Below are 24,462 nucleotides of genomic sequence, written 5' to 3' on the forward strand. Positions count from 1 at the left end.
TAAAAGATGAAAATAATAAACAAAATATCTAAAGTTTTTATCATTTTTATGATGATATTGGCTTGTACAGATGAAACTAATCTAGATTTTCTAGATGCTGTACCTGCTCCATCTAATGTTGCAGCAGCATTTAATATTACACAAGATAATACAGGTTTGGTAACAATATCACCAACTGCTGAAGGAGCTACTTCTTTTGAAATTCAATTAGGAGATGGAAGCCCAGCAATGGAAGTAAGATCTGGAAGTAATGTATCTCATACCTATGCAGAAGGAACTTATAATGTAAATATAATTGCGTCAAATATTAAAGGAGATACAACAGAAGCTACACAAGAACTTGTTGTGTCATTTCAAGCACCTCAAAATTTAGTGGTGACTTTAGAAAACGACAAAGCAATTTCAAAACAGTTAAATATTACAGCAACTGCTGATTTTGCCTCAATGTATGAGTTTCATTCAGGAGAAACAGGTGTAACTCAACCCGTTGCTACTGCTAATATTGGAGAATCAATTAATTACCAATATCAAACAGCAGGAACATATTCTATTAAGGTGATTGCAAAAGGTGGAGCAATTGCAACAACTGAGCATAATGAAGATTTTGAGGTTACTGCTATTTTAGCACCTTTAGCTTCTGTGTCTACACCTCCTAATAGGAGTGCAACTGATGTTATTTCTATTTTTAGTGATGCATATACAGATATCACAGATATAGATTATAATCCAAATTGGGGGCAGCAAACTGTTTATAATGCTTTTGATTTAAATGGAGATGCTATGCTTCAATATAGCAACTTAAATTATCAAGGAATTGATTTTTCAAATAATGTGCAAGATGCATCAGCAATGGAAACTTTACATATTGATGTTTGGACAGCAGATGCTACTTCAATAGATATTTTCCCTATTAGTTCAACATCAGCAGAATTCTTTGTAACAAAAACATTAGTGGCAGATCAATGGAATAGTTTTGAAATTCCTTTAAAAGAATTTACAGACCAAGGTTTAGTAATATCGGATTTAAAACAATTTAAGTTTGTAGGATCAGGTTCTGTTTTTATAGATAATTTATATTTCTGGAAAACACCTTCTGCACCTTCTATTTTGTCTGGAACTTGGAAATTATCTCCAGAGGCAGGTTCATTAAAAGTTGGTCCTTCATTAGGAAATGGAGATTGGTGGTCAATTGATGCCGCAAGTGTAACTACAAGAGCATGTTTATATGATGATGAATATGTATTTGGTATGGATGGGTCATTTAAAAATTCATTAGGAACCGATACTTGGGTAGAAACTTGGCAAGGAATTGCAGTAGAAGGTTGTGGTGTGCCAGTAGCGCCTCACAATAATTCTGGAGCCTTTACTTTTATTCATGATGAAACAAATAATAAAGTTACTGTTAATGGAGCTGGTGCGTATTTAGGATTGCCAAAAGTTAATAACGCTGGTGAATTACCAAATGTGGCTGTACCAAGTTCTATAACATATGATATTACATTATCAAATAACAATACTGTAATGGAGGTTAGTATAGAGGCTGGTTCTGGTGTGTTTTGGTCTTATAAATTAGTAAAAGATACATCACAAATAACAACACCAATAGATGGTACTTGGAAAATAGCTCCAGAAGCTGGTTCATTAAAAGTTGGACCTTCTTTAGGAAACGGTGATTGGTGGTCAATAGATGCAGCAGGAGTTACACAGAGAGCATGTTTTTATGATGATGAATATGTATTTAGTGCCGGTGGAGGTTTTAGTAATGTTTTAGGAGCTGATACTTGGGTAGAAGCTTGGCAAGGAGTAACAGCAGATGGTTGTGCAGCAGCTGTAGCGCCACATGATAATTCTAATGCAGCAACATTTGAATATGATGCTACAGCTAATACAATAAAGTTAAATGGAAAAGGAGCTTATTTAGGAATTCCTAAACCTAATAATTCAGGAGAATTATCTGACCCTACAACAGCACCAGATTCAATAACTTATGATGTAACTCTGTCTAACAATAATACGGAAATGGAAATTAGTATTGAGGCAGGTTCAGGAGTTTTTTGGACATATAAGTTATTAAAACAATAAAAATATTATGATGAAAAAAATTAAAAATATTTATATAGTTCTATTTTCTTTAATGACAGCTTTTTACGGATGTCAAGAAAATGAGTATCAACTAGGAGGGCTTATTTCTCCTTCAAATATTGTGGTAACTGCAGAAATAGTTGGTAAAGATGCAAATAATCCAAATGGAGACGGTTCAGGTTTTGTAATTTTTACAGTTACTGCCGATAATGTAATTAATTACCAACTTGATTTTGGAGATGGTAAGAAAGATGTAGAACCTACAGGAGTTATAAAACATAGATATACTAAAGTAGGTGTTAATAAATATACAGTAATTGTAAATGCAACTGGTACTGGAGGATTAAGTTCTAATACTACTACAGATGTTACCGTGTTTAGTTCTTTTACAGATGTAGAAGCAGAAAACTTTTTAAGTGGAGCTAATGTAGGTGATAGTAAAAAATGGTATTGGCAAGCAGATAAAGATGTGCATGTTGGTTTAGGACCAGTAACAGATGATTACGGAAATGGTGAATTTGCCTATGAAGCTTGGTGGAATGGTATTAAAGCTTGGGATACAGAAAAAGGTTGTATGTATGACAATGAGTTTGTCTTTACAAGAACTGCAGATGGAATTACTTTTGAACAAACAGTTGGACCAGCTTTTGTACCTGGAACTTATGCTGGAGATTTAGGAGTGGGAGGAGATCAATGCCATGATGAAACAGTTGCAACAACTATGTTTGGTGTTAAAAATGTTTCTTTTTTGCCCTCTTCATCTAAAGCAGCACTAGAAGGTTCTTATAATAACGAACCTTATAGAAAATCAAGCTTTGAAATTTCTGATGGAGGTTTTATGGGATGGTTAGTTGGAGCTAGTACATATGATATTATTTCTATTTCTAATGATGAATTAATTGTAAGAATTATTCAAAAAGGAGATGGATTTGCATGGTATCATAAATTTACATCAACAAAGCCGTCAAAAACAGCTCCAGTTCAATTTACAAACTTAGTTTGGGAAGATGATTTTAATACAGATGGTGCACCAGATGCAACTAAATGGACTTATGATTTAGGTGCTGGTGGTTGGGGTAATAATGAACTTCAAACTTATACTAATAATGCAGAAAATGCTAAGGTTGAAGGAGGTTCTTTAAAAATTACCGCTAAAGCTGATGGTAATGGTGGTTATACTTCCGCAAGATTAAAAACAGAAGGGTTATATAATTTTAAATATGGTAAAGTAGAAGTAAAAGCTAAATTACCTGCTAGTGCTGGTACTTGGCCAGCAATTTGGATGCTAGGATCTAATTTTTCTACTGTAAGTTGGCCAAAAAGTGGTGAGATCGATATTATGGAGCAAACTGGGGCTGATAAAAACAAAATATTGGCAACTTGCCATTGGGAAGATAGTACTTCAAATCAAAAAGCTGATTATGGAACAAATACTAGTATTTCCAATGCTTCAATTGAGTTTCACGTGTATTCATTAGAATGGACAGAAGCTTCAATAAAAATCTATTTAGATGATGTGTTATTTTATGAATTAACAAATAGTGCAAGTTTACCGTTTAATGCAGACTTCTTCTTAATTCTAAATGTTGCTATGGGTGGAAGCTTAGGTGGAAATGTAGATGCAGGATTTACAGAGGATACAATGGAAATAGATTATATAAAAGTTTATCAATAAGAATTTTTTGAATTAAAGTTTTGAGATTGGTTAGTACCTAACTAATCAATCTCTATTTACCCAACAAATAATATCAATAAAGCTAATAGTTAACATTAGTTTAAAAGCTATTAATGAATATCAATAAAGAATTAAATATAGGAAATATAAAATCTCAATTCTTAGAAAAAGAGGTTTTAGGACAGCAAGTTTCTTTAAAAGGAGAGACATTTTATAAGATTTCTAATGTAGATGGAATGCGTCCTTTTTTTATGAGCATAGTGAGTAACTCTAACCACTGGATGTTTATATCTAGTACCGGGGCTCTTTCTGCAGGTAGAAAAAACAGTAATTACGCGTTGTTTCCTTATTATACTGATGATATTATTACAGAATCATCTGAAGTAACAGGTAGTAAGACCATCATTAAAGTTAAAATTTATCAAGAAACTTATTTATGGGAGCCATTTTCTGAATTCAACAGAAATACCTATAAGATTTCAAGAAATATATATAAAAACTCATTTGGAGATAAAGTAATATTTGAAGAAGTAAATCATGATTTAAACCTCACTTTTACTTATGAATGGAATTCAAGTAATACCTATGGATTTGTAAAAAAATCAACCTTAATTAATCGTTCTTCAGATTCTATTGAAGTTCATGTTTTAGATGGCTTACAAAATATCTTACCATACGGAGTAGAAGAAGATTTACAAAGAGCAAGTAGTAATTTAGTAGATGCTTATAAAAGAAATGAATTAGAAGCTGATGTTGGTTTAGGAATTTATTCGCTTAGTGCAATAATTGTAGATAAAGCAGAACCTAGTGAAGCCTTAAAAGCCAATATAGTTTGGTCTTTAGGAAATGAAAAACCTACTTATTTATTATCGTCTCTTCAAGTTAATAATTTTAGAAACGGTTTTAAAATTGAGCAAGAAGTTGATGTAAAAGCAGAAAGAGGTGCATATTTTACTAGTTCAGTATTTGCTTTAGCGCCAAATACCGAAAATGAATGGTTATTTGTTACGAATGTAAATCAATCTATAACAGATATTAATCAATTAAAGGAAACAATTAAGAGTACTGAAAATTTAAAATCTTTAATTTTTGAAGATATTGAAAATGGTACTGAAAATCTTAAAAGTTTAGTTGGTGCAGCAGACGGAATTCAATTAACCGCAGATAATTTAAGAGGAGTACGACATTTTGCAAATACCATGTTTAATATTATGCGTGGTGGAATTTTTGATAATAATTATCAAATTGAAAAGTCTGATTTTGTAAATTATATACAAAATGCAAATAAAGAAGTATACAAGTTAAAATCTGCTACGCTTAACAAATTACCGTCAGAATTTACATTGTTTGATATAAAAAGCATTGCTAAATATGATGAAAATACAGACTTCTTTCGTTTATGTTTCGAGTATTTACCATTAAAATTTAGTAGAAGACATGGTGACCCTAGTCGTCCTTGGAATAAGTTTTCTATCAATACAAGAAGTGAAGTGGATGGTTCTAAAATATTAGACTATCAAGGAAATTGGCGTGATATTTTTCAGAATTGGGAAGCTTTAGCGCATTCATATCCTGAGTTTATTGAAGGAATGATTCATAAGTTTTTAAATGCCACAACTTTCGATGGTTATAATCCTTATAGAGTAACAAAAGGCGGTTTTGATTGGGAAACTATTGAACCAGATAATCCATGGTCTTATATAGGGTATTGGGGAGATCATCAAATTATATATTTATTAAAGTTTTTAGAATTTATAGAGAAACATTTTCCTAAAAAACTAACTGAGTACTTTAATAAAAATGTATTTGTTTATGCAAATGTTCCATATAGAATAAAATCATATCAAGAGATATTACAAGACCCAAAAAACACGATTGATTTTGATGATTCTTCAGAAGAAGAAATACAAAAGTTAAGAAATAATATTGGTGTTGATGGCGCTTTGTTAAGAGATGAAAGTAATGCTATCTATAAAGTTAATTTTTTAGAGAAAATTTTAGCAACAGTTTTGGCTAAAATGTCAAACTTTATTCCAGAAGCTGGAATATGGATGAATACACAACGTCCAGAATGGAATGATGCTAACAATGCCTTGGTTGGTAATGGTGTTTCTATGGTTACGCTATATTATTTAAGACGTTTTTTAGCTTTCTTTAAAAATATACTAAACAAAACAGAACAAGAAAGTATTGAGATTTCTAATGATTTATTTACTTTTTTCAAAGAAGTTAAAGAAACTTTAGAAGCCAAAGATGAATTATTATTAGGTAGTATTTCTGATACCGATAGAAAGTTAATTTTAGATCAATTAGGGACAGCAGGAAGTGCGTATAGAGAAGAAATTTATAAAAATGGTTTTTCTGGTGATAAAACATCATTGGGATTAAATGAAATAGAAGCTTTTCTTAAAATTTCTTTAGATTTTATTGAGCATTCTATAGAAGCTAATAAGCGTCCAGATAAATTATATCATGCATATAATTTAATGACTGTTAAAAATGATTCTGAAGTTTCTATCTCTTATTTACCAGAAATGCTAGAAGGGCAAGTAGCTGTTTTAAGTTCAGGTTACTTAAAAACGAATGAATCTGTAACGCTATTGGATGCTTTAAAAAACAGCGCATTATTCAGACCAGATCAATACAGTTACATTTTATATCCAAATAAAGAATTACCAAGATTTACCGATAAAAATAATATTCCAGATTCAGAGGTTCAAAAATCTGAATTGTTGCAAAAATTAGTTGCGGATAATAATACACAAATAGTACAGAAAGATTGTTTTAATCAATATCACTTTAATGGTAATTTTAATAATGTAGACAGTTTAAAAGATGCATTAAATAATTTATCTGATTCAGAATACAAGATTCTTATTGAAAAAGAGAGCAATTTAATTGCCAATGTTTTTGAGGGTGTGTTTAATCATAAAGCATTTACAGGTAGATCAGGTACATTTTTTGGCTACGAAGGCCTAGGGTCTATTTATTGGCATATGGTTTCTAAACTATTATTGGCAGTACAAGAAGTTAGTATTTCTGCAATTAATAATAATGATAGTAAACAAGATATTGGAAGATTATTAGATCACTATTTTGAAATTAATGAAGGAATAGGTGTAAATAAATCGCCAAAATTATATGGTGCTTTTCCAACAGATCCATATTCGCATACACCTGCAGGAAAAGGAGCGCAACAACCTGGTATGACAGGTCAAGTTAAGGAAGATGTTTTAAGTAGGTTTGGCGAATTAGGTGTTTTTGTTTCTAAAGGATCTATTTGTTTTAATCCAAGTATTTTAAGAAAAGAAGAATTTTTTAATGAAGCTAAAACGTTTCATTATATTAATGTGAAGCAAGAAACAAAAACAATAAATCTTCATAAAGATTCTTTAGCTTTTACCTATTGTCAAGTACCAATTATTTATAAAAAATCACTAAAAGAATCTATTCTTATAAAGTTTACAAATGATAGAGTTTTAGATTCTAATAATTTAGTAATTGAAAAAGAAATAAGTAAAAAAATGTTTAAAAGAACTGGGGAAATTGAATCAATAATAGTTCATGTAAAAAAATAAATTGAAAATAAAAAGAAACATAAATAGGCAATTTTTTATAAGCTGTTTTATAACATCAGCGATGCTTTTTTTATTGATAATAAATTTTTCGTGTAAAACTGAAGCTAAAAAAGAATCAGAATTAAATAATTTAAAAAATAAAGTGAGTATTTCAGCAAAAGACATTTTAGGAAACCCAAAATATTTAGCAATTTCTTATGGAGGCTATAGAACAGATTCAAGAGATGTTCAGCCAACTATATCAGAAATAAAAGAAGATATGAGAATTCTTTCAGCTATGGGTATTGGTGTTTTAAGAACTTATAATGTTCAATTACAACAAGCTGAAAATATTCTAAAAGCGATAACTGAAATTAAAAAAGAAGATCCTTCTTTCGAAATGTATGTGATGCTTGGTGCATGGATTGATTGTTTAAATGCATGGACTAGCCAAGAGCCAAATCATGATATTGAAAGTCCTAACAATACTGGAGAAATTGATAGAGCTGTAGCTTTAGCGAATAAATATCCAAATATTGTAAAAATTATAGCGGTTGGAAATGAAGCCATGGTACATTGGGCTACAAGCTATTTTGTGCAACCTAATGTAATTTTGAAATGGGTAAATCATTTACAAGACTTAAAACAAAAAGGAGGGTTACCATCAGATTTATGGATAACCAGTTCAGATAATTTTGCTTCTTGGGGTGGTGGAGATACCGCATATCATAAAGAAGACCTTGTAAAATTAATTAAAGCAGTAGACTATATATCTATGCATACCTATGCGTATCATGATACGCATTATACTCCTGCATATTGGGTTAATGATCCAATGGAACATGAAACCGATTTACAAAAAATTGATGCGGCAATGCTTAGAGCTAAAAATTATGCAATTAGTCAATATAATGGTGTAAAATCTTATATGAAAAGTTTAAATATTAACAAACCAATTCATATAGGTGAATCTGGTTGGGCGAGTCAATCTAATGGACTTTATGGAAAAGATGGGTCAAAAGCTACAGATGAGTATAAAGCAGCAGAGTATTATAAACATATAAGAGAGTGGACGAATGAGGAAGAGATATCATGTTTCTATTTTCAAGCTTTTAATGAAAATTGGAAAGATGCACAAAATCCTCAAGGTTCAGAAAATCACTTTGGGTTGTTTACAATCGATGGAAAGGCAAAATATGCCCTTTGGGATTTAGTCAATCAAGGTGTTTTTAAGGGATTAACAAGAAATGGTAATTCTATCACAAAAACTTACAATGGAGATAAAGAGCAGCTTATGAAAGATGTTTATGTTCCGAATACACAAAGTGCAATTTTAAACAATTAATAATATGAAAAATTACATTTTTTCCTTTTTACTTCTTTTTAGCATGTCTTTTTCATCATGTCAAAAAAACGATAATTTGGATAAAGTGTCTGTTAATAAAAGACAATTATTATTAAATAACATTCCTTATTTAATAAAAGGTGTTTGTTATCATCCAGTGCCTATTGGCAGTGATAAGAGAAGTTTTGAGACTATCGATAAAGATCTTGAATTAATGGTTGAAGCTGGCATAAATACAATACGAGTTTACATGCCAATTGATGATGTGAAAGTTCTTAATAAAATTGAATCTGTAGGTTTAAAAGTTATTATTGGATTTGGATATAATGATTCAAAAGATAAGTTCAATATTCATTCAGGAAATTTCATTACGTATATCAATACATATAAAAATCACAATGCAATTTTAATGTGGGAGTTAGGTAATGAGTATAATTACCATCCAGAGTGGTTTAATGACGATATAAAAAATTGGTATAATGCAATGAATGAAGCAGCAGCAAAAATTCATGAAATAGATTCCAATCGTCCAGTATCAACAGCTCATGGAGATTTACCAAATGAACAAGCATTATCATTAAGTCCAAATATTGATGTTTGGGGAATGAATGTTTATAGGATGGTTGTACCAGAAACCATTTTTCCTGAATGGGAAGCTATAAGTTCTAAACCAATGTATTTATCAGAAGTAGGTGGAGATAGTTATTTGGCAAAAGCAGTTGAAGGATTTGAGCAAGGTGAAAATCAAGAAGCACAAGCACACGCTAATAAAGTTATCCTGGATAAAATTTTTGACAATCAAGAAATATGTTTTGGTACAACCTTATTCTCATTTACCGATGGCTGGTGGAAAGCAGGAAATAATGATAAGCAAGATGTTGGTGGTTGGGCACCTAACAGTACTGGAATTCCTTATGATGGAGCGCCAAATGAAGAGTATTGGGGAATCGTAGATATCCATAGAAACAAAAAGAAAACTTTTAAAGTTGTTAAAGAAAAATTTAGAAGTATAAAATAGACTATTATGTTAAAATTAGTAAAATTCGTATTGATAATTATGTTAGTAATTTCATCTTGTAGTTCAAAAAAACAGCTAGAAGTAGAAGTGTATGAAACTTCTGAGAGTGGAAATAAACTAACTAAAATTTCCAATATAGAAGCTTCAAAAGATGATATAAAAGTTGTTATAAATCCAACGAAAAAATATCAAACAATTTCTGGTTTTGGTGGGTCTTTTACAGAATCTTCTGCGTATTTACTAAATCGTTTAAGCAAAGAAAATAGAAATAAAGTTTTAGAAGCTTATTTTGGGGAATCTGGCGCAAAATATTCGCTAACAAGAACACATATTAGTTCTTGCGATTTTTCTTTAAATAATTATACCTACGCACCAGTAGAAGGGGATGTAAACTTAGAGCATTTTTCAATTGATGAAGATAGGGATGATTTAATTCCGATGATAAAAGATGCAATGGAAATTTCTAAAGACGGGTTTAATATTATAGCTTCTCCTTGGACTGCGCCGCCTTGGATGAAGGACAATAAAAAATATGTAGGCGGTAAATTATTACCAGAATATAATGATGCCTATGCATTATTCTTTTCGAAATACTTAGATGCTTATAAAAAAGAAGGTATTGATATCTGGGGAATAACGGTTGTAAATGAGCCTCATGGTAATGGAAATAACTGGGAAAGTATGCATTTTTCACCCAAAGAAATGACTGATTTTGTTAAAGATCATTTAGGACCTAAATTAGAAAAAGAAGGTAAAAGTCATATCAATATTTTAGGATACGATCAAAATAGGGAAGGTTTAAATGAATGGGTTGATGAAATGTATAAGGATGAATTAACATCTAAATATTATGCAGGTACAGCAATTCACTGGTATGAAAGTACTTTCAAATATTTTCCAGAAAGATTGCAATACGCGCATGAAAAAGCACCAAACAAGTATTTAATTCAAACAGAAGCCTGTGTAGATTCAGAAGTTCCAAAATGGCAAGATGATGCTTGGTATTGGAAAAAAGAAGCTACGGATTGGGGTTGGGATTGGGCTCCAGATCATCAAAAGCCATGGCATCCAAAATATGCTCCAGTTAATAGATATGCAAGAGATATTATTGGTTGTCTTAATAATTGGGTAGATGGTTGGGTAGACTGGAATATGGTATTAGATACTCAAGGAGGTCCAAATTGGTTTAAAAACTGGTGTGTGGCACCAGTTATAGTAGATCCAGAAAAAGATGAAGTGTATTTTACACCAATTTACTACACGTTAGCACACTTTAGCAAATTTATTAGACCACAAGCAACGGTTATTGGAGTAGAAAATCCTGATAAATCTTTGATGATTACTGCTGCAAAAAATCCAGATAATTCTATTGCAATTGTTGTTTTTAATGAAGGAACTGAAGCAAAAAATATATCAATTTCTCTTCATGAGGAAAATGTAAGTATAAAAATTAAAGGACAAGCTATTCAAACGATAGTAATTCCTGCTAAAAAATAATATATGTCAAATACTATTACTAAAGTACCATTTGGTCAAAAAGTTGCTTTCGGAATTGGAATGCTCGCCAATCAAATGTTTCCAGCAGCAATAAGTATTTTTATAGTAGTATTGGTTCAAGATCTTGGTTTTCCAGGTTGGATGTGGGCTGTTGTTTCAGTCGGGCCTAGATTATTTGATGCTATTACCGATCCTATTATGGGTTTTATTTCTGATAATACAAAATCTAAATGGGGAAGAAGAAGACAGTATGTTCTGATTGGAGCTATTGTTATGGGAATTTCTTTTGTTATAATGTGGCAATTATTTAAAGATAACGGGATAGATTATAACTTTGCTTATTTCTTTTTTTGGTCTTTTATATTTTATTTAGGACTAACAATTTTTAGTGTTCCCTATGTGGCGATGGGGTATGAAATGAGTGAAGATTTTCATGAGCGAACTAATATTATGGCAGTTGCTCAGTGGATTGGGCAATGGGCTTGGGTGATTGCACCTTGGTTTTGGGTTATTATGTATGACACTGATTTGTTTGAAACTGCAGATTTTGCAGTTAGAGAATTAGCTATTTGGGTCGGAATTATTTTTGCAATATGTGCAATAGTTCCTGCAATTTTTATTAAAAGTAAATCTACTATAAATGAAAATTATTCACCACTAACAGCAAAGAATATTGGTGGAAGTTTAAAAGAGATTGGTAATGGTTTTGTGGAAGCTTTTAGTTCTAAGCCTTTCAGAAAATTATGTATATCTACTTTTTTTATTTTTAATGCCTTTAATACTGTTGCTGGTTTCACTTTTTTCATTATTGTTTATTATTTGTTTAGCGGAGATGCTGGAGCTGCAGGTATTTGGCCAACACTTTTTGGAAGTGTAGGTGCTTTAGTTTCTACTTTTATAGTGATTCCATTAGTAGCAAAGATGTCAAAAATGATGGGTAAAAAGAAAGCCTTTATGATATCACAAACAATTTCTTTAATCGGTTATATAATGTTTTGGTTTTTGTTTATTCCTGGTAAACCCTATATGTTTTTATTCGCTTTGCCGTTTTTCTCTTTTGGAATAGGTGGTCTTTTTACAATAATGATGTCTATGACAGCCGATGTAATTGATTTAGACGAATTAAATACAGGTAAGCGTAGAGAAGGAGTTTTTGGAGCAATTTACTGGTGGATGACAAAATTTGGTTTTGCCATAGCCGGTGGTTTAACAGGTACAATTCTAAGCCTTGTTGGATTTGATTCCGCATTAAGTGAACAGCCAGATAGTGCTATTTTTGGATTAAGAATTTTCTTTTCAGGACTTCCAATTTTAGGAACTTTGATTGCTTTGTATATTATGAAAGATTATGATTTATCAGAAGAAAAAGCAAACGAAATTAGGAAAAAACTAGATAAAAGAAAAGAAATAGCATAACTCCAACTTAAACAACATGTCTTATAGATCAGAAAAATTTTTGCCACTTGCTCAAATTGATTTTGAAGAAAATACTACAGAAATATTAAAGCAAAAAGCAAGCGCTATTTTAAAAAAAGGAATGCATGGTATTTGTTTTAGCCCATATTTAGAACATCAAAAACCAGGAGATACTATTTCTAAAGAACAAATTAGAGAGCGTTTAGAGGTTATTCAGCCTTATACTAACTGGATTAGAACATTTTCGTGTACAGATGGAAATGAACATATACCTATTATAGCAAAAGAACTTGGTTTAAAAACCTTAGTAGGTGCGTGGTTAGGAGTAGATAAAACGATTAATGAAACTGAAATCTCTAACTTAATAAGTTTATCAAAATCAAATTATGTAGATATTGCAGCTGTAGGTAACGAAGTAATGTATAGAGGAGATTTAACAGAAGAAGAGTTGTTAAAGCATATTCAAGATGTTAAAAGTCAGATTCCTAATATTCCAGTAGGATATGTAGATTCATACTACGAATTTTCTGATAGACCAAAGCTTACTGAAACTTGCGATGTGATTTTAGCAAATTGCTATCCTTTTTGGGAAGGATGTGATCAAGATTATTCTTTACTATATATGAAAGATATGTATCAAAGAGCTTTGAAAGCAGCAAAAGGGAAAAAAGTTATTATTACAGAAACTGGTTGGCCATTTAAAGGAACAAAATTACATGGAGCTCATCCATCAGAAGATAATGCCCTAAAGTATTTTATAAATTCTCAAAATTGGTCACAAGAAGATGCAATAGATATTTTCTATTTTTCATCATTTGATGAAACTTGGAAAGAAAGTTCTGAAGGAGATGTTGGCCCTTATTGGGGTATTTGGGATAAGTTAGGAGATGTAAAATTTTAAACATTTTTTGTTTAAATTAATGAAGCTACAAGATATACTTGTAGCTTTTTTTATTTTTTAAACTAAATAATTATTTACCTGTATTTCAGTAACTTAACAAAACACAACATTACCTATACAACAGTGTAAATAAATTTTCCATAGTTATTTATCATCAAAATAAAAACAACCTTTACCTCTTGTTAATAAAGGGTTTTAGCCTGTTTTGGCTGGTTTTTTTTGATTGTATATTTCTTGTAGTGGTGGTTTTTTATGATTATTAATAACTAATGGGTAATATTGGATATCTATAAATATAAAATAATTAATTATGATTAAAAAAATTACATTAGTATTCTTTTTAGTAACAACTTTTGGGTTTTCTCAAACAACTTTACTAGATTTTGAGTCTGCAACTACTTGGACAGATTTTGATGGTGGAGCAGTTACAACTATTGCAAATCCTCAAAATAATTCTGATAATTCTTCAGCTAAAGTAGGTCAAATGGTTAAAAGTGCTGGTCAAACTTGGGGTGGAAGTTGGACACAATTAGCTTCTGCACCTGATTTTGCTAATAATAATACACTTACTATGAAAGTATATTCTCCAAGAGTAGGAGCAAAAGTACTTTTAAAAGTAGAGAACGCTGCAGACGGAGCTATTAATTTCGAAAAGCAAGTAGAAACTACAAAAGCAAATGCATGGGAAACTTTATCGTTTGATTATTCAACTATAAATTCAACAAATTCATATGAAAAAGTTATTATAATTTTTGATAATGGAACAATGGGTGATGGTACAGCAAATTTTACTTTTTTAATTGATGATGTAGTTTTATCTAACGTTGCATCTACAACGACGATTGCTCTGCCTTTAGATTTTGAATCTGCTACAAGTTGGGGAGATTTTGATGGAGGTGCAGTTACCACAGAAAATAACCCAATGAGTAATGCAGATAATAATTCAGCTAAAGTGGGTAAAATGGTTAAAAGTGCTGGTCAAACCTGGGGAGGAAGCTCTTTAGTGTTAAGTGCTGCAATGGATTTTGCGAGCAATAATACTTTTACAATGAAGTTTAATTCTCCTAGAGTTGGAGCTAAAGTTCTACTAAAAGTAGAAAATTCTGGTGTACCAGCTGAAAATTTTGAAAAAGAAGTGTTAACAACCGTTGCTAATGCATGGGAGACATTAACTTTCGATTATTCTGGAATAGATAAAACAAAAAGTTATGACAAATTAGTTGTTATCATAGATAATGGTACAATGGGTGATGGTACTGCTAATTTTACTTTTTATATGGATGATATTTCTTTATCTAATGTTGTACCAACAAAAGATCAAATTGATTTACCTGTTGATTTTGAAGGTACAACTGTAGACTTTACAGTAACAGATTTTGGAAACAATGAATCTTCTTTAGTTGCAGATCCAACGGATGCAACAAATATGGTTATTAAAACTATCAAAAAGGCAACAGCTGAAACTTGGTCAGGTACTACTGTAGGAAAAGCAAATGGATTTAAAACCGTTATTCCATTTACAGCTTCAGTTAGAAAAATGAATGTTCGTGTATGGTCTCCAGACGCAAATACTCCTGTTAGATTAAAAGTTGAAGAATCAGGTGATAATACTCATAGTGTAGAAACAGAAGTGAATACAACAGTAGCTGGTGGTTGGGAAATTTTAGAATTTGACTTTGATAGTCAAGCTACAGGTACAGCAGCATTTGATGCTACTTATACGTATAATAAAGCATCTTTATTTTTCAATTTTGGTACAGACGGAGCTACAGCTGGTGAAAAAATATATTATTTTGATGATGTTAAATTTGGAGCGGCTTCTACTTCTAGTGTAGTTGATAATGATGTAGCTAAAATAAGTATGTATCCAAATCCTTCTAAAAATAATATTACAATCTCTTCTAAAGAAAAAATTGAAAATATTACAATTTATAACATATTAGGTAAATCTATAAGAACTATTAATGTTGATAGTAATTCTAAAAACATAAATGTCTCAGATTTAAATGCTGGTATTTATATGGTTAAGTATAGTGCTAATGGAAAAATAGGAACTGCTAAATTTATTAAGCAGTAGTTAATTATTGAAATAATTATTATAAGCGTTCAATTTATTTTGAACGCTTTTTTTTGTTATTATATTTTCTGTAATTTTAGTTTAAACTTTTTGCAGTAAGAGGAAAAGTAGAATATTTATACAATGAAATACAAATTATAGATATTAAAAATGAAACAATACAAATTGATAAAACAAATCCACACCAAGCAGTAAACTTTAATTCATTTGTTTATAAGAACCATTTAATAATTGTAGGAGGTTCTGTAAAAATAAATAAAAAGGGTAAAAAAGTTTTTACAGATAAAATTCATTTGTTCAATTTGCAAAGTGGTGCATGGCATGAAATAGGAAAGATGCCAAATCCAAGAGAAACTTCAGGTATTCTTGCCGACGATAAAATATTCTTAGTTGGTGGTTATAAAAATAAGCCAGTATCTTTTATTGAATCTTGGGACTTAACAAATAATGAATGGAAGTTAGAAGGAGATTTATTTACTGCTTTTAAAAAGCCAGCAATTACAAGTCATAAAAAGAACATTTATATTTATGATTATGGAAAATTATTGATTTATAATACTTTAGAAAAATCTTTAAAAGAATATAAGATAGGCCTACATTTAAAAGAAGCAAACATTCATTTCTATAAAAACTCACTTTATATTATTGGAGGATATATAGTAAAACATTATGGTACTGAACCTGCTACAGGTGTTTATAAAATTAAATTAACTGAATTCGCTAAAACGAAAGTAAATAGATTCAAAAAATTAAATAAGCACTAAATACAAACCTATACATTCATAATGAGGTAGTTTTACCATTTCTAGTAATCGTTTTTCAAGAATAGTGTCAGGTGTTTTAGAATTGATTTTTCGAAGTAGAGGAATAACGGTTAATATGTCTTTTGCTGGTATTGGTTTTATGTTGATATTCATTTGATAATAATTTATGTAAATATATTATTTGAATTTTATTTTTTTTTATATTTTGGATTATTAAAATTTTTAGTTAATGTTAGATAGAATTGCAAACTGGTATCATCTTTCTAAACAGTATTTCTTCACGTATAAAGAAGGTTTTTTTAATCTTTCTTTTTTGTCGAATTCTCCAGAAGTTATTATGAAAAGCTTTATAAAAATGCCTTTTGTAAAACATAATGCTGAAGAACAAAAAATAAATGTTGTAAATCCATTTGTTTTTGGAGAAAGTTATTATGCAGAATTAGAAGAGGGTTTATGGTTGTTACATTCTACTATTACCTATAAAAATAACGTATCTTTTACACCTATTTACGATAAATTTTTACCGTCCGATTATTATTGTTTAACCTTTGGATTTATAGAAAATAACTTTAAATTAAATCATTTTGAATCTAATAATGTTAAGATAATAAATGAAACTATTTCATTTATTAAACCCAAAAGCGATTATTTGCATTGTCATTTTAAAGGTTCTTCTAGCAAAATGTTTTTGATTTATTTTAATAAAGATTGGTTAGCTAAAAATATTTTAAACGCTCCAAATGTAAAGCAAAGCACTATAAAGTTATTTGAAAAAGAAACTAATAACATCATAAACTATACTATTAAGAGTGAAATTTTTAACAAAATTACATTACCTTTTATTAATTCTTATAAAGAAAATTCTAAAACTAATGTATTAGAACTAAAGAAATGTATTTACAATTTTTTAGATTATTTTTTTCAAAATTTAAATGATATAGAAAATTTTGAGCCTAAAAGAATAAGTGTAAAAAGTACGCTAAAAATAAATAAAATAGAGAACTATTTAATGAGCACCATTTATAATAAGTTTCCAGGTATTGATTTTCTTTCTGAAAAATTTAATGTCTCTCCCACCAAATTAAAAAATGATTTTAAATCTATCTATAATACCTCAATTTTTAAATATTATCAAGCCAAACAAATGGACTTGTCATTAAAATATTTACTTAGAGGAGAATATGTAAAAGATATAGCAGCTAAGTTTAATTACCAAAATGTAAGTAAATTTTCTAATGCTTTTAAAAATCATCATGCTGTTCTTCCATCACATTTCAAATAAATGTCTTATTGGGATATTACTGCCTTTTTAGATTAATTTTTTTTCATTTTTTTAGCTATCTTTGATATAGAATCTGTAAAAAGATTTACCCCTACCAAACCATATTATTAACTATACTATTTTTATTTATGAACAGAAATACTTCTCTCTGTATTTTATTGCTATGTTTATTTTTTTCAAATTTTTCATTTTCACAAATCGCTAGTGCTCAAACTATAAATTATGACACAGCAGATAATACCAATCTAGGTACTGTAGCCAATGATGGTGAAGGAGGGTCAACAGCGATCACAGGTGTACAAATAGATATTATTGCTATAGACGCATCGGGTAATACTACTGGAGTTGATCTAATCTATAATGTTACTGATGTTGGTTTTGGAGCTAAAATAGAAGAAGGAATATCTATCGGAAATGATCCTGCAACTGCTACTTGGAGAGGAATCTCCATTAAAACAAACGATGGAAGTGAATTCGATTTTAACGGATTTGAATCTTGGGAATTTGCAGGCGTTGTAACTACTTTAAATGTGCGAGGTTATAAAAACGGTGTAGCAACTGGTACAGGTGCTACTGCTATAACTACAGGAAATGTAGCTAGAAAAGAACATCCTGCTTCCGATTTTCCAGATGCTGATTTTGGAGATGTAGATGAAGTAAGAATTATAGCTGCTACAGATTACCATGGTACTTTTGATGTGTTTCTTTTTGGAGCTGTTGCTGGTGCCGGTGGCGGTGGCGGTGGAGGCGGAGGAGGCTCCCCAACCGTGCAATTTACAAATACAAGTTCTTCTAGAACTGAAAATAATACAGATGGTTTGGGCATAACCTTAGAGTTATCTGTGCCTTTTGTTTCAACAGTTACTGTAGACTATTCAGTATCTGGAACTGCAACTGGAGGAGGTGTAGATCATAATTTAGCAAATGGGACGGCTACTTTTGATGCTTTTGATACAAGTACTACCACTTTTGCATTCTCAATTGTAGATGATGCAATTTTTGAAACTAACGAAACAGTTGTCGTTACCTTATCTAATCCTGTAAATGTAACTTTAGGAACTAATACGATTCATACACATACAATAAACGATAATGATACTGCAGCCCTAACCATTGCAGATGTAAGTGGTAATGAAAATGATGGGAATATCACAGTAACGGCTACTTTAGACAATGCCGTGCAAGGTGGTTTTACAGTAGATGTAAATACAGCAGACGGTACTGCAACCATAGCTGGAAGTGATTATACAGCAGTAACAAGTCAAACGTTAACTTTTGCAGGAACCGCAGGAGAAACACAAACATTTACAATTACACCTACAGCCGATACAACAGTTGAAACTGATGAGGCATTAACAGTGTCTATGAATAATTTAGCGGCCACAACTTTAGCTGTTACCATTACAGATACTGCTACAGTTACAATTAATAATGATGATAGTAGTAATAATGCTCCAACAATTACAGGTACCACTACAGATACAGTAAATGAAGACACTACTTTAAATTTAAATGATGATATTCAAGTATCAGATGCAAATGCAGGTGATACACAAACGGTAACTATTATTTCAACAAACGGTACAGTTTCTTTAGGCACTACAGGAATTACTTTTGGTGGTGGAGGTAATGGAAGCGCAAATTTTACCGCAGCTGGTAGCCTTACAAATATTAATACGGCATTAATAGCTGCAACTTTTTCACCCACAGCCAATTTTAATGGAGCTGGTAGCGTACAAATTGTTTCTAACGATGGAACTACGAATTCTAATACGTTAAATATTGCTGTTACAGTAAATTCAGTAAATGACGTACCAAGTTTTACCAAAGGTATAGACTATCCTGTTAACGAAAATTCAGGCGCGCATACATTTAACGGATGGGCAACCAGTTTAAGTAAAGGTACTTCTGATGAAAACGGACAAACACTTTCTTTTAATGTAAGTAACAACAATAACGGTTTGTTTAGTGTACAACCTGCCATTGATGCAACTGGTAAGTTAACTTTTACTACAGCAACTAATCAATTTGGTGTGGCAACAGTAACTGTAAGTATTTCTGATGATGGCGGAACTGCAAATGGAGGTGTAGATACATCAGCAAATCAAACATTTACGATTACAGTTGCAGAAGTAATTGCTTTAAGTATTGCAGATGTTAGCGGAAATGAAGATGATGGAAATATCACTGTAACCGTAACTTTAGATAGTGCTGTAACAGGAGGTTTTACAGTAGATGTAAATACAGCAGATGGCACAGCAACCATAGCAGATTCAGATTATACGGCAGTAACAAGTCAAACCTTAACTTTTGCAGGAACAGCAGGGGAAACACAAACTTTTACTATTGCCCCAACTGCAGATACTACAGTAGAACCTAACGAAACATTAACAGTTTCTATGAATAATTTTGCAGGATCAAGTACGTATGTAGAGGCTTTTGATACAGCAACAGTTACCATAACCAATGATGATACAGCAACAGTTACTATTGCAGATGTTAGTGGTAATGAAAATGATGGGAATATAACTGTAACAGCAACCTTAGACAAAGCCGTACCAGGAGGATTTACTGTAGATGTAAATTCTGTAGACGGAACAGCAACTATAGCTGATAACGATTATACAGCAGTAACAAGTCAAACGTTAACTTTTGCAGGAACGGCCGGAGAAACACAAACATTTACAATTACACCAACAGCAGATACAACAGTAGAACCAGATGAAACTATCACGATAAATCAAAACAATTTAACGGGTACAACTTTAGGAGTTGTAATTACAGATACTGCTACAGTTACTATTACTAATGATGATAGTCTACCAGGTATGACTTTTTCATTAATTGGTTCTGCAACTGAAGTAGCAAGTTCGGCAATAGCTAATATTTCTATTTCTAAAGTGAGCCTTCTAACCATAACCGTAGATTATACAGTTACTGGTACTGCAAGTGCTGGAACTGATTATACTTTAGAAAACGGAACAATAACATTCAATCCTGGTGAAAATAATAAAGCCATTGTCATTAGTAATATTGTTGACGATGCAATTTTAGAAGAAGATGAAACTGTAATTATCACATTGTCTAATGCAGTAAATGCAAATTTATCGGGTAATAATGAGTTTACATACACAATAATAGACAACGATTCTGCAGCTATTACAATAGCAGATGTCAGTGGAAACGAAAATGATGGAAACATCACCCTAACCGCAACATTAGACAATGCCGTGCAAGGTGGTTTTTCTGTTGATGTAAATACAGCAGACGGAACAGCAACTATAGTTGATAACGATTATACAGCAGTAGCAAGCGAAACGTTAACTTTTGCAGGAACGGCTGGAGAAACACAAACATTTACAATTACACCAACAGCAGATACAACAGTAGAACCAGATGAAACTATCACGATAAATCAAAACAATTTAACAGGTACAACTTTAGGAGTTGTAATTACAGATACTGCTACAGTTACTATTACTAATGATGATAATTCTCCTGCAGTAATAGGAGGTGTTAGTACTGGATTAGTAACAGAAGATTCAGGTTTAACGATAAATAAAGCATTAACAATTACTGATGTAGATACAGGAGAAGATAGTTTTAAAACAACACCAAAAGTAAATGCAATTTACGGTACATTTACAATAGATGCTAAAGGTAATTGGTCTTACAATTTAGATGATACCAATACAACAATAGATGCTTTAAATACTGGCGATACAAAAGAAGATAAGATTACTGTTGAATCTTTAGATGGCACTCAACAAATAATAACCATTACTATAAATGGTATAGATGATATTACTATACCAATTGTTTTTGCAGGTAATGTTTCTGATATCATTACAACAAGTGCAAAATTAAAAGGAATTATAATTTCTAATGGAGGAAGCCCAATAATAGAAAGAGGGTTTATTTATTATAAAACGTCAGATAGTTCTAACCCTATAAGAAAAACTTCTAATGCAACTAGCAATCCTTTTGAAGAAACAATAGATAATTTAGACCCTCATACAGCATATACTTTTAAAGTTTTTGCTAAAAATGTAAAAGGAACCACAGAAAGTGCAGTAGAAACTTTTACAACCTTAAACACCCCACCAGCCTTTACATCTACACCTATATTAAAAGTTAGTCCAGGAGAAACCTATACCTATCCAATAACTACAGAAGATGCAGATGGCGATGCTGTAGAAGTTACCTCACAACCCTTACCAAGTTGGTTAACTTTATCTGGAAATGGTATAAAAGGTGATGTTACTACTCTTGCAGGTTCTACGCGTGATTTTGCAGATGCTAATGGAACTTCAGCTAAATTTAGTGGTCCTAATGGAGTAGTAATTGATGCAGCTGGTACTATATATGTAGCTGATACTAGTAATCATAGAATCCGAAAGATAAGCCCTAGTGGAGAAGTAACAACCTTGGCAGGTTCTTCACGTGGATTTGCAGATGGTACTGGAACTTCAGCTCAATTTGATACTCCTAGAGAAGTAGCAATTGATCCAGCTGGTACTATTTATGTAGCAGATGCTGGTAATCATAGAATCCGAAAGATAAGCCCTAGTGGAGAAGTAACTACCTTAGCAGGTTCTTCACTTGGTTTTGCAGATGGTAATGGTGCTACAGCTAAATTTTATTCTCCTTACGGAGTAGCAGTTGATGCAGCTGGTACTGTATATGTAGCTGATCGTAATAATTATAGAATTCGAAAGATAAGCCCTAGTGGAGAAGTAACTACCTTAGCTGGTTCTACAAAAGGTTTTGCAGATGGTAATGGAACTTCAGCTCAATTTTATTTACCTCGAAGTGTAGCAGTTGATGCAGCTGGTACTATATATGTAGCAGATACTGAGAATCATAGAATTCGAAAGATAAGCCCTAGTGGAGAAGTAACTACTTTTGCAGGTTCTACACGAGGTTTTGCAGATGCTAATGGAACTTCAGCTCAATTTAGATATCCTTATGGAGTAGCAGTTGATGCAGCTGGTACTATATATGTAGCAGATAATGAGAATCATAGAATTCGAAAGATAAGCCCTAGTGGAGAAGTAACTACCTTAGCTGGTTCTACACAAGGTTTTGCAGATGCAAATGGAGCTTCAGCTCAATTTAGATTTCCTATAGGAGTAGCAGTTGATGCAGCGGGTACTATATATGTAGCCGATACTAATAATCATAGAATACGTAAAATTTCTGGAGGTACAGTTTTAACAGGTACAGCACCCAATGAAATAGGTACACATACTATTATCTTAACAGCAAATGATGATAATGGTGGCGTAACTAAACAAGAGTTTACTATTAAAGTAAACACCCCACCAGCCTTTACATCTACACCTATATTAAAAGTTAGTCCAGGAGAAACCTATAGTTACCCTATAACTACTGAAGATTTAGACGGAGATGATGTAACGGTAACAGCAACTACAAAACCAGAATGGTTAACAATTATAGGCAGTAGTGTTGCAGGGGAAGTAACTACCTTAGCAGGTTCTTCACTTGGTTTTGCAGAAGGTAATGGTGCTACAGCTAAATTTTATAATCCTTTAGGAGTAGTAGTTGATGCAGCTGGTACTGTATATGTAGCAGATACTAACAATCATAGAATCCGAAAGATAAGCCCAAGTGGAGAAGTAACTACCTTAGCAGGTTCTACATCTGGTTTTGCAGATGGTAATGGAGCTTCAGCTCAATTTAATTTTCCTAGAGGAGTAGCAATTGATGCAGCTGGTACTATATATGTAGCAGATGAATTTAATCATAGAATCCGAAAGATAAGCCCAAGTGGAGAAGTAACTACCTTAGCAGGTTCTACAGCTGGTTTTGCAGATGGTAATGGAGCTTCAGCTCAATTTAATTCTCCTTACGGAGTAGCAGTTGATGCAGCTGGTACTGTATATGTAGCAGATACTAACAATCATAGAATCCGAAAGATAAGCCCAAGTGGAGAAGTAACTACCTTAGCAGGTTCTACATCTGGTTTTGCAGATGGTAATGGAGCTTCAGCTCAATTTAATTTTCCTTTAGGAGTAGCAGTTAATGCAGCTGGTACTATATATGTAGCAGATGAATTTAATCATAGAATCCGAAAGATAAGCCCAAGTGGAGAAGTAACTACCTTAGCAGGTTCTACATCTGGTTTTGCAGATGGTAATGGAGCTTCAGCTCAATTTTATTCTCCTAGAGGAGTAGCAATTGATGCAGTTGGTACTTTATATGTTGCAGATACTTTTAATCAAAGAATCCGAAAGATAAGCCCAAGTGGAGAAGTAACTACCTTAGCAGGTTCTACAAAAGGTTTTGCAGATGGTAATGGAACTTCAGCTCAATTTAATGATCCTAGAGGAGTAGCAATTGATGCAGCGGGTACTATATATGTAGCAGATACTCGTAATGAAAGAATACGTAAAATTTCTGGTGGTGCTACAATTTTAAAAGGTACTGCACCCAATGAAGCAGGTACACATACTCTTGTCTTAACAGCAGATGATGATAAAGGTGGCGTAACTAAACAAGAGTTTACTATTATGGTAGAAGAGAACACTACTAGTGTGTTAGACCATACTAATACTAAAATAAAACTTTATCCTAATCCAGTTATTACAAGTATAAATATTAGTGCAAGAGAAACTATTCAAAAAGTTTTTATTTATAATGTTTTAGGTAAGGAAATTAAAAGGTTTATTATTAAAAGTATGAGTAAAAAAATAGATATTTCAGATTTAAACCCTGGTATGTATTTAATAAAATATGTTGTAGATGGAAAAATAGGAGTTTCTAGGTTTGTAAAACAGTAGATAAATAATATTTTAATTGTAATTAAAAAACCCAAGAAATTTTTC

General features: G+C 31.8%; 13 protein-coding genes. 12 read left to right on the forward strand and 1 reads right to left on the reverse strand.

Annotation, left to right across the window (positions count from 1 at the left end):
* Positions 1–6 precede the first annotated feature (6 nt).
* From OD91_RS12455 to OD91_RS12500, 10 genes are all read left to right on the forward strand, one after another.
* Positions 7–2,082, forward strand: coding sequence for a hypothetical protein (locus OD91_RS12455; RefSeq protein ID WP_144896706.1), 2,076 nt, complete (start codon positions 7–9; stop codon positions 2,080–2,082).
* 10 nt (positions 2,083–2,092) lie between these two features.
* A complete protein-coding gene (locus OD91_RS12460; RefSeq protein ID WP_144896707.1) occupies positions 2,093–3,757 on the forward strand; it encodes a family 16 glycosylhydrolase in 1,665 nt (554 codons plus the stop codon).
* A gap of 113 nt (positions 3,758–3,870) precedes the next feature.
* A complete protein-coding gene (locus OD91_RS12465) occupies positions 3,871–7,335 on the forward strand; it encodes a hypothetical protein (RefSeq protein ID WP_144896708.1) in 3,465 nt (1,154 codons plus the stop codon).
* A 61-nt stretch (positions 7,336–7,396) separates the two neighbouring features.
* Positions 7,397–8,659 carry a glycosyl hydrolase family 17 protein gene (locus tag OD91_RS12470; RefSeq protein WP_144896709.1) on the forward strand — a complete coding sequence of 421 codons (1,263 nt, stop codon included), beginning with the start codon at positions 7,397–7,399 and terminating at the stop codon, positions 8,657–8,659.
* A 4-nt stretch (positions 8,660–8,663) separates the two neighbouring features.
* Positions 8,664–9,677 carry a glycoside hydrolase family 2 TIM barrel-domain containing protein gene (locus OD91_RS12475; RefSeq protein WP_144896710.1) on the forward strand — a complete coding sequence of 338 codons (1,014 nt, stop codon included), beginning with the start codon at positions 8,664–8,666 and terminating at the stop codon, positions 9,675–9,677.
* A gap of 6 nt (positions 9,678–9,683) precedes the next feature.
* A complete protein-coding gene (locus OD91_RS12480; RefSeq protein ID WP_144896711.1) occupies positions 9,684–11,174 on the forward strand; it encodes a glycoside hydrolase family 30 beta sandwich domain-containing protein in 1,491 nt (496 codons plus the stop codon).
* Positions 11,175–11,177: 3 nt separating this feature from the next.
* A complete protein-coding gene (locus OD91_RS12485) occupies positions 11,178–12,590 on the forward strand; it encodes an MFS transporter (protein WP_144896712.1) in 1,413 nt (470 codons plus the stop codon).
* 16 nt (positions 12,591–12,606) lie between these two features.
* Positions 12,607–13,491 (forward strand): glycosyl hydrolase family 17 protein, encoded by an 885-nt coding sequence (locus OD91_RS12490; protein WP_144896713.1) that lies wholly within the window; start codon positions 12,607–12,609, stop codon positions 13,489–13,491.
* A gap of 310 nt (positions 13,492–13,801) precedes the next feature.
* Entirely contained in the window at positions 13,802–15,568 is a 1,767-nt protein-coding gene (locus tag OD91_RS12495) for a T9SS type A sorting domain-containing protein (protein ID WP_144896714.1), read from the forward strand.
* A 302-nt stretch (positions 15,569–15,870) separates the two neighbouring features.
* The gene (locus tag OD91_RS12500) at positions 15,871–16,332 is read left to right on the forward strand and encodes a kelch repeat-containing protein (RefSeq protein ID WP_144896715.1); all 462 of its coding nucleotides are present in this window, start codon (positions 15,871–15,873) and stop codon (positions 16,330–16,332) included.
* On the opposite strand, the gene OD91_RS13560 is transcribed toward OD91_RS12500, so the two are convergent.
* The gene (locus tag OD91_RS13560; protein ID WP_186434454.1) at positions 16,318–16,485 is read right to left on the reverse strand and encodes a hypothetical protein; all 168 of its coding nucleotides are present in this window, start codon (positions 16,483–16,485) and stop codon (positions 16,318–16,320) included. The genes OD91_RS12500 and OD91_RS13560 overlap by 15 nt on opposite strands.
* A gap of 76 nt (positions 16,486–16,561) precedes the next feature.
* Between OD91_RS13560 and OD91_RS12505 the strand changes: the two genes are divergently transcribed.
* Positions 16,562–17,614 (forward strand): AraC family transcriptional regulator, encoded by a 1,053-nt coding sequence (locus OD91_RS12505; protein WP_144896716.1) that lies wholly within the window; start codon positions 16,562–16,564, stop codon positions 17,612–17,614.
* 128 nt (positions 17,615–17,742) lie between these two features.
* Positions 17,743–24,417, forward strand: coding sequence for a Calx-beta domain-containing protein (locus tag OD91_RS12510; protein ID WP_144896717.1), 6,675 nt, complete (start codon positions 17,743–17,745; stop codon positions 24,415–24,417).
* Positions 24,418–24,462: the final 45 nt, after the last annotated feature.

Source organism: Lutibacter sp. Hel_I_33_5 (assembly GCF_007827455.1).
Lineage (GTDB): Bacteria > Bacteroidota > Bacteroidia > Flavobacteriales > Flavobacteriaceae > Polaribacter.

What these genes read in the sequence shown, in the direction of transcription:
- OD91_RS12480 (WP_144896711.1), top strand. Translation starts at nt 9,684, where the DNA reads ATGTTAAAATTAGTAAAATTCGTATTGATAATTATGTTAGTAATTTCA.
- OD91_RS12510 (WP_144896717.1), top strand. Translation starts at nt 17,743, where the DNA reads ATGAACAGAAATACTTCTCTCTGTATTTTATTGCTATGTTTATTTTTT.
- OD91_RS12475 (WP_144896710.1), top strand. Translation starts at nt 8,664, where the DNA reads ATGAAAAATTACATTTTTTCCTTTTTACTTCTTTTTAGCATGTCTTTT.
- OD91_RS12485 (WP_144896712.1), top strand. Translation starts at nt 11,178, where the DNA reads ATGTCAAATACTATTACTAAAGTACCATTTGGTCAAAAAGTTGCTTTC.
- OD91_RS12495 (WP_144896714.1), top strand. Translation starts at nt 13,802, where the DNA reads ATGATTAAAAAAATTACATTAGTATTCTTTTTAGTAACAACTTTTGGG.
- OD91_RS12470 (WP_144896709.1), top strand. Translation starts at nt 7,397, where the DNA reads ATGCTTTTTTTATTGATAATAAATTTTTCGTGTAAAACTGAAGCTAAA.
- OD91_RS12465 (WP_144896708.1), top strand. Translation starts at nt 3,871, where the DNA reads ATGAATATCAATAAAGAATTAAATATAGGAAATATAAAATCTCAATTC.
- OD91_RS12505 (WP_144896716.1), top strand. Translation starts at nt 16,562, where the DNA reads ATGTTAGATAGAATTGCAAACTGGTATCATCTTTCTAAACAGTATTTC.
- OD91_RS12490 (WP_144896713.1), top strand. Translation starts at nt 12,607, where the DNA reads ATGTCTTATAGATCAGAAAAATTTTTGCCACTTGCTCAAATTGATTTT.
- OD91_RS12460 (WP_144896707.1), top strand. Translation starts at nt 2,093, where the DNA reads ATGAAAAAAATTAAAAATATTTATATAGTTCTATTTTCTTTAATGACA.
- OD91_RS13560 (WP_186434454.1), bottom strand. Translation starts at nt 16,485, where the DNA reads ATGAATATCAACATAAAACCAATACCAGCAAAAGACATATTAACCGTT.
- OD91_RS12455 (WP_144896706.1), top strand. Translation starts at nt 7, where the DNA reads ATGAAAATAATAAACAAAATATCTAAAGTTTTTATCATTTTTATGATG.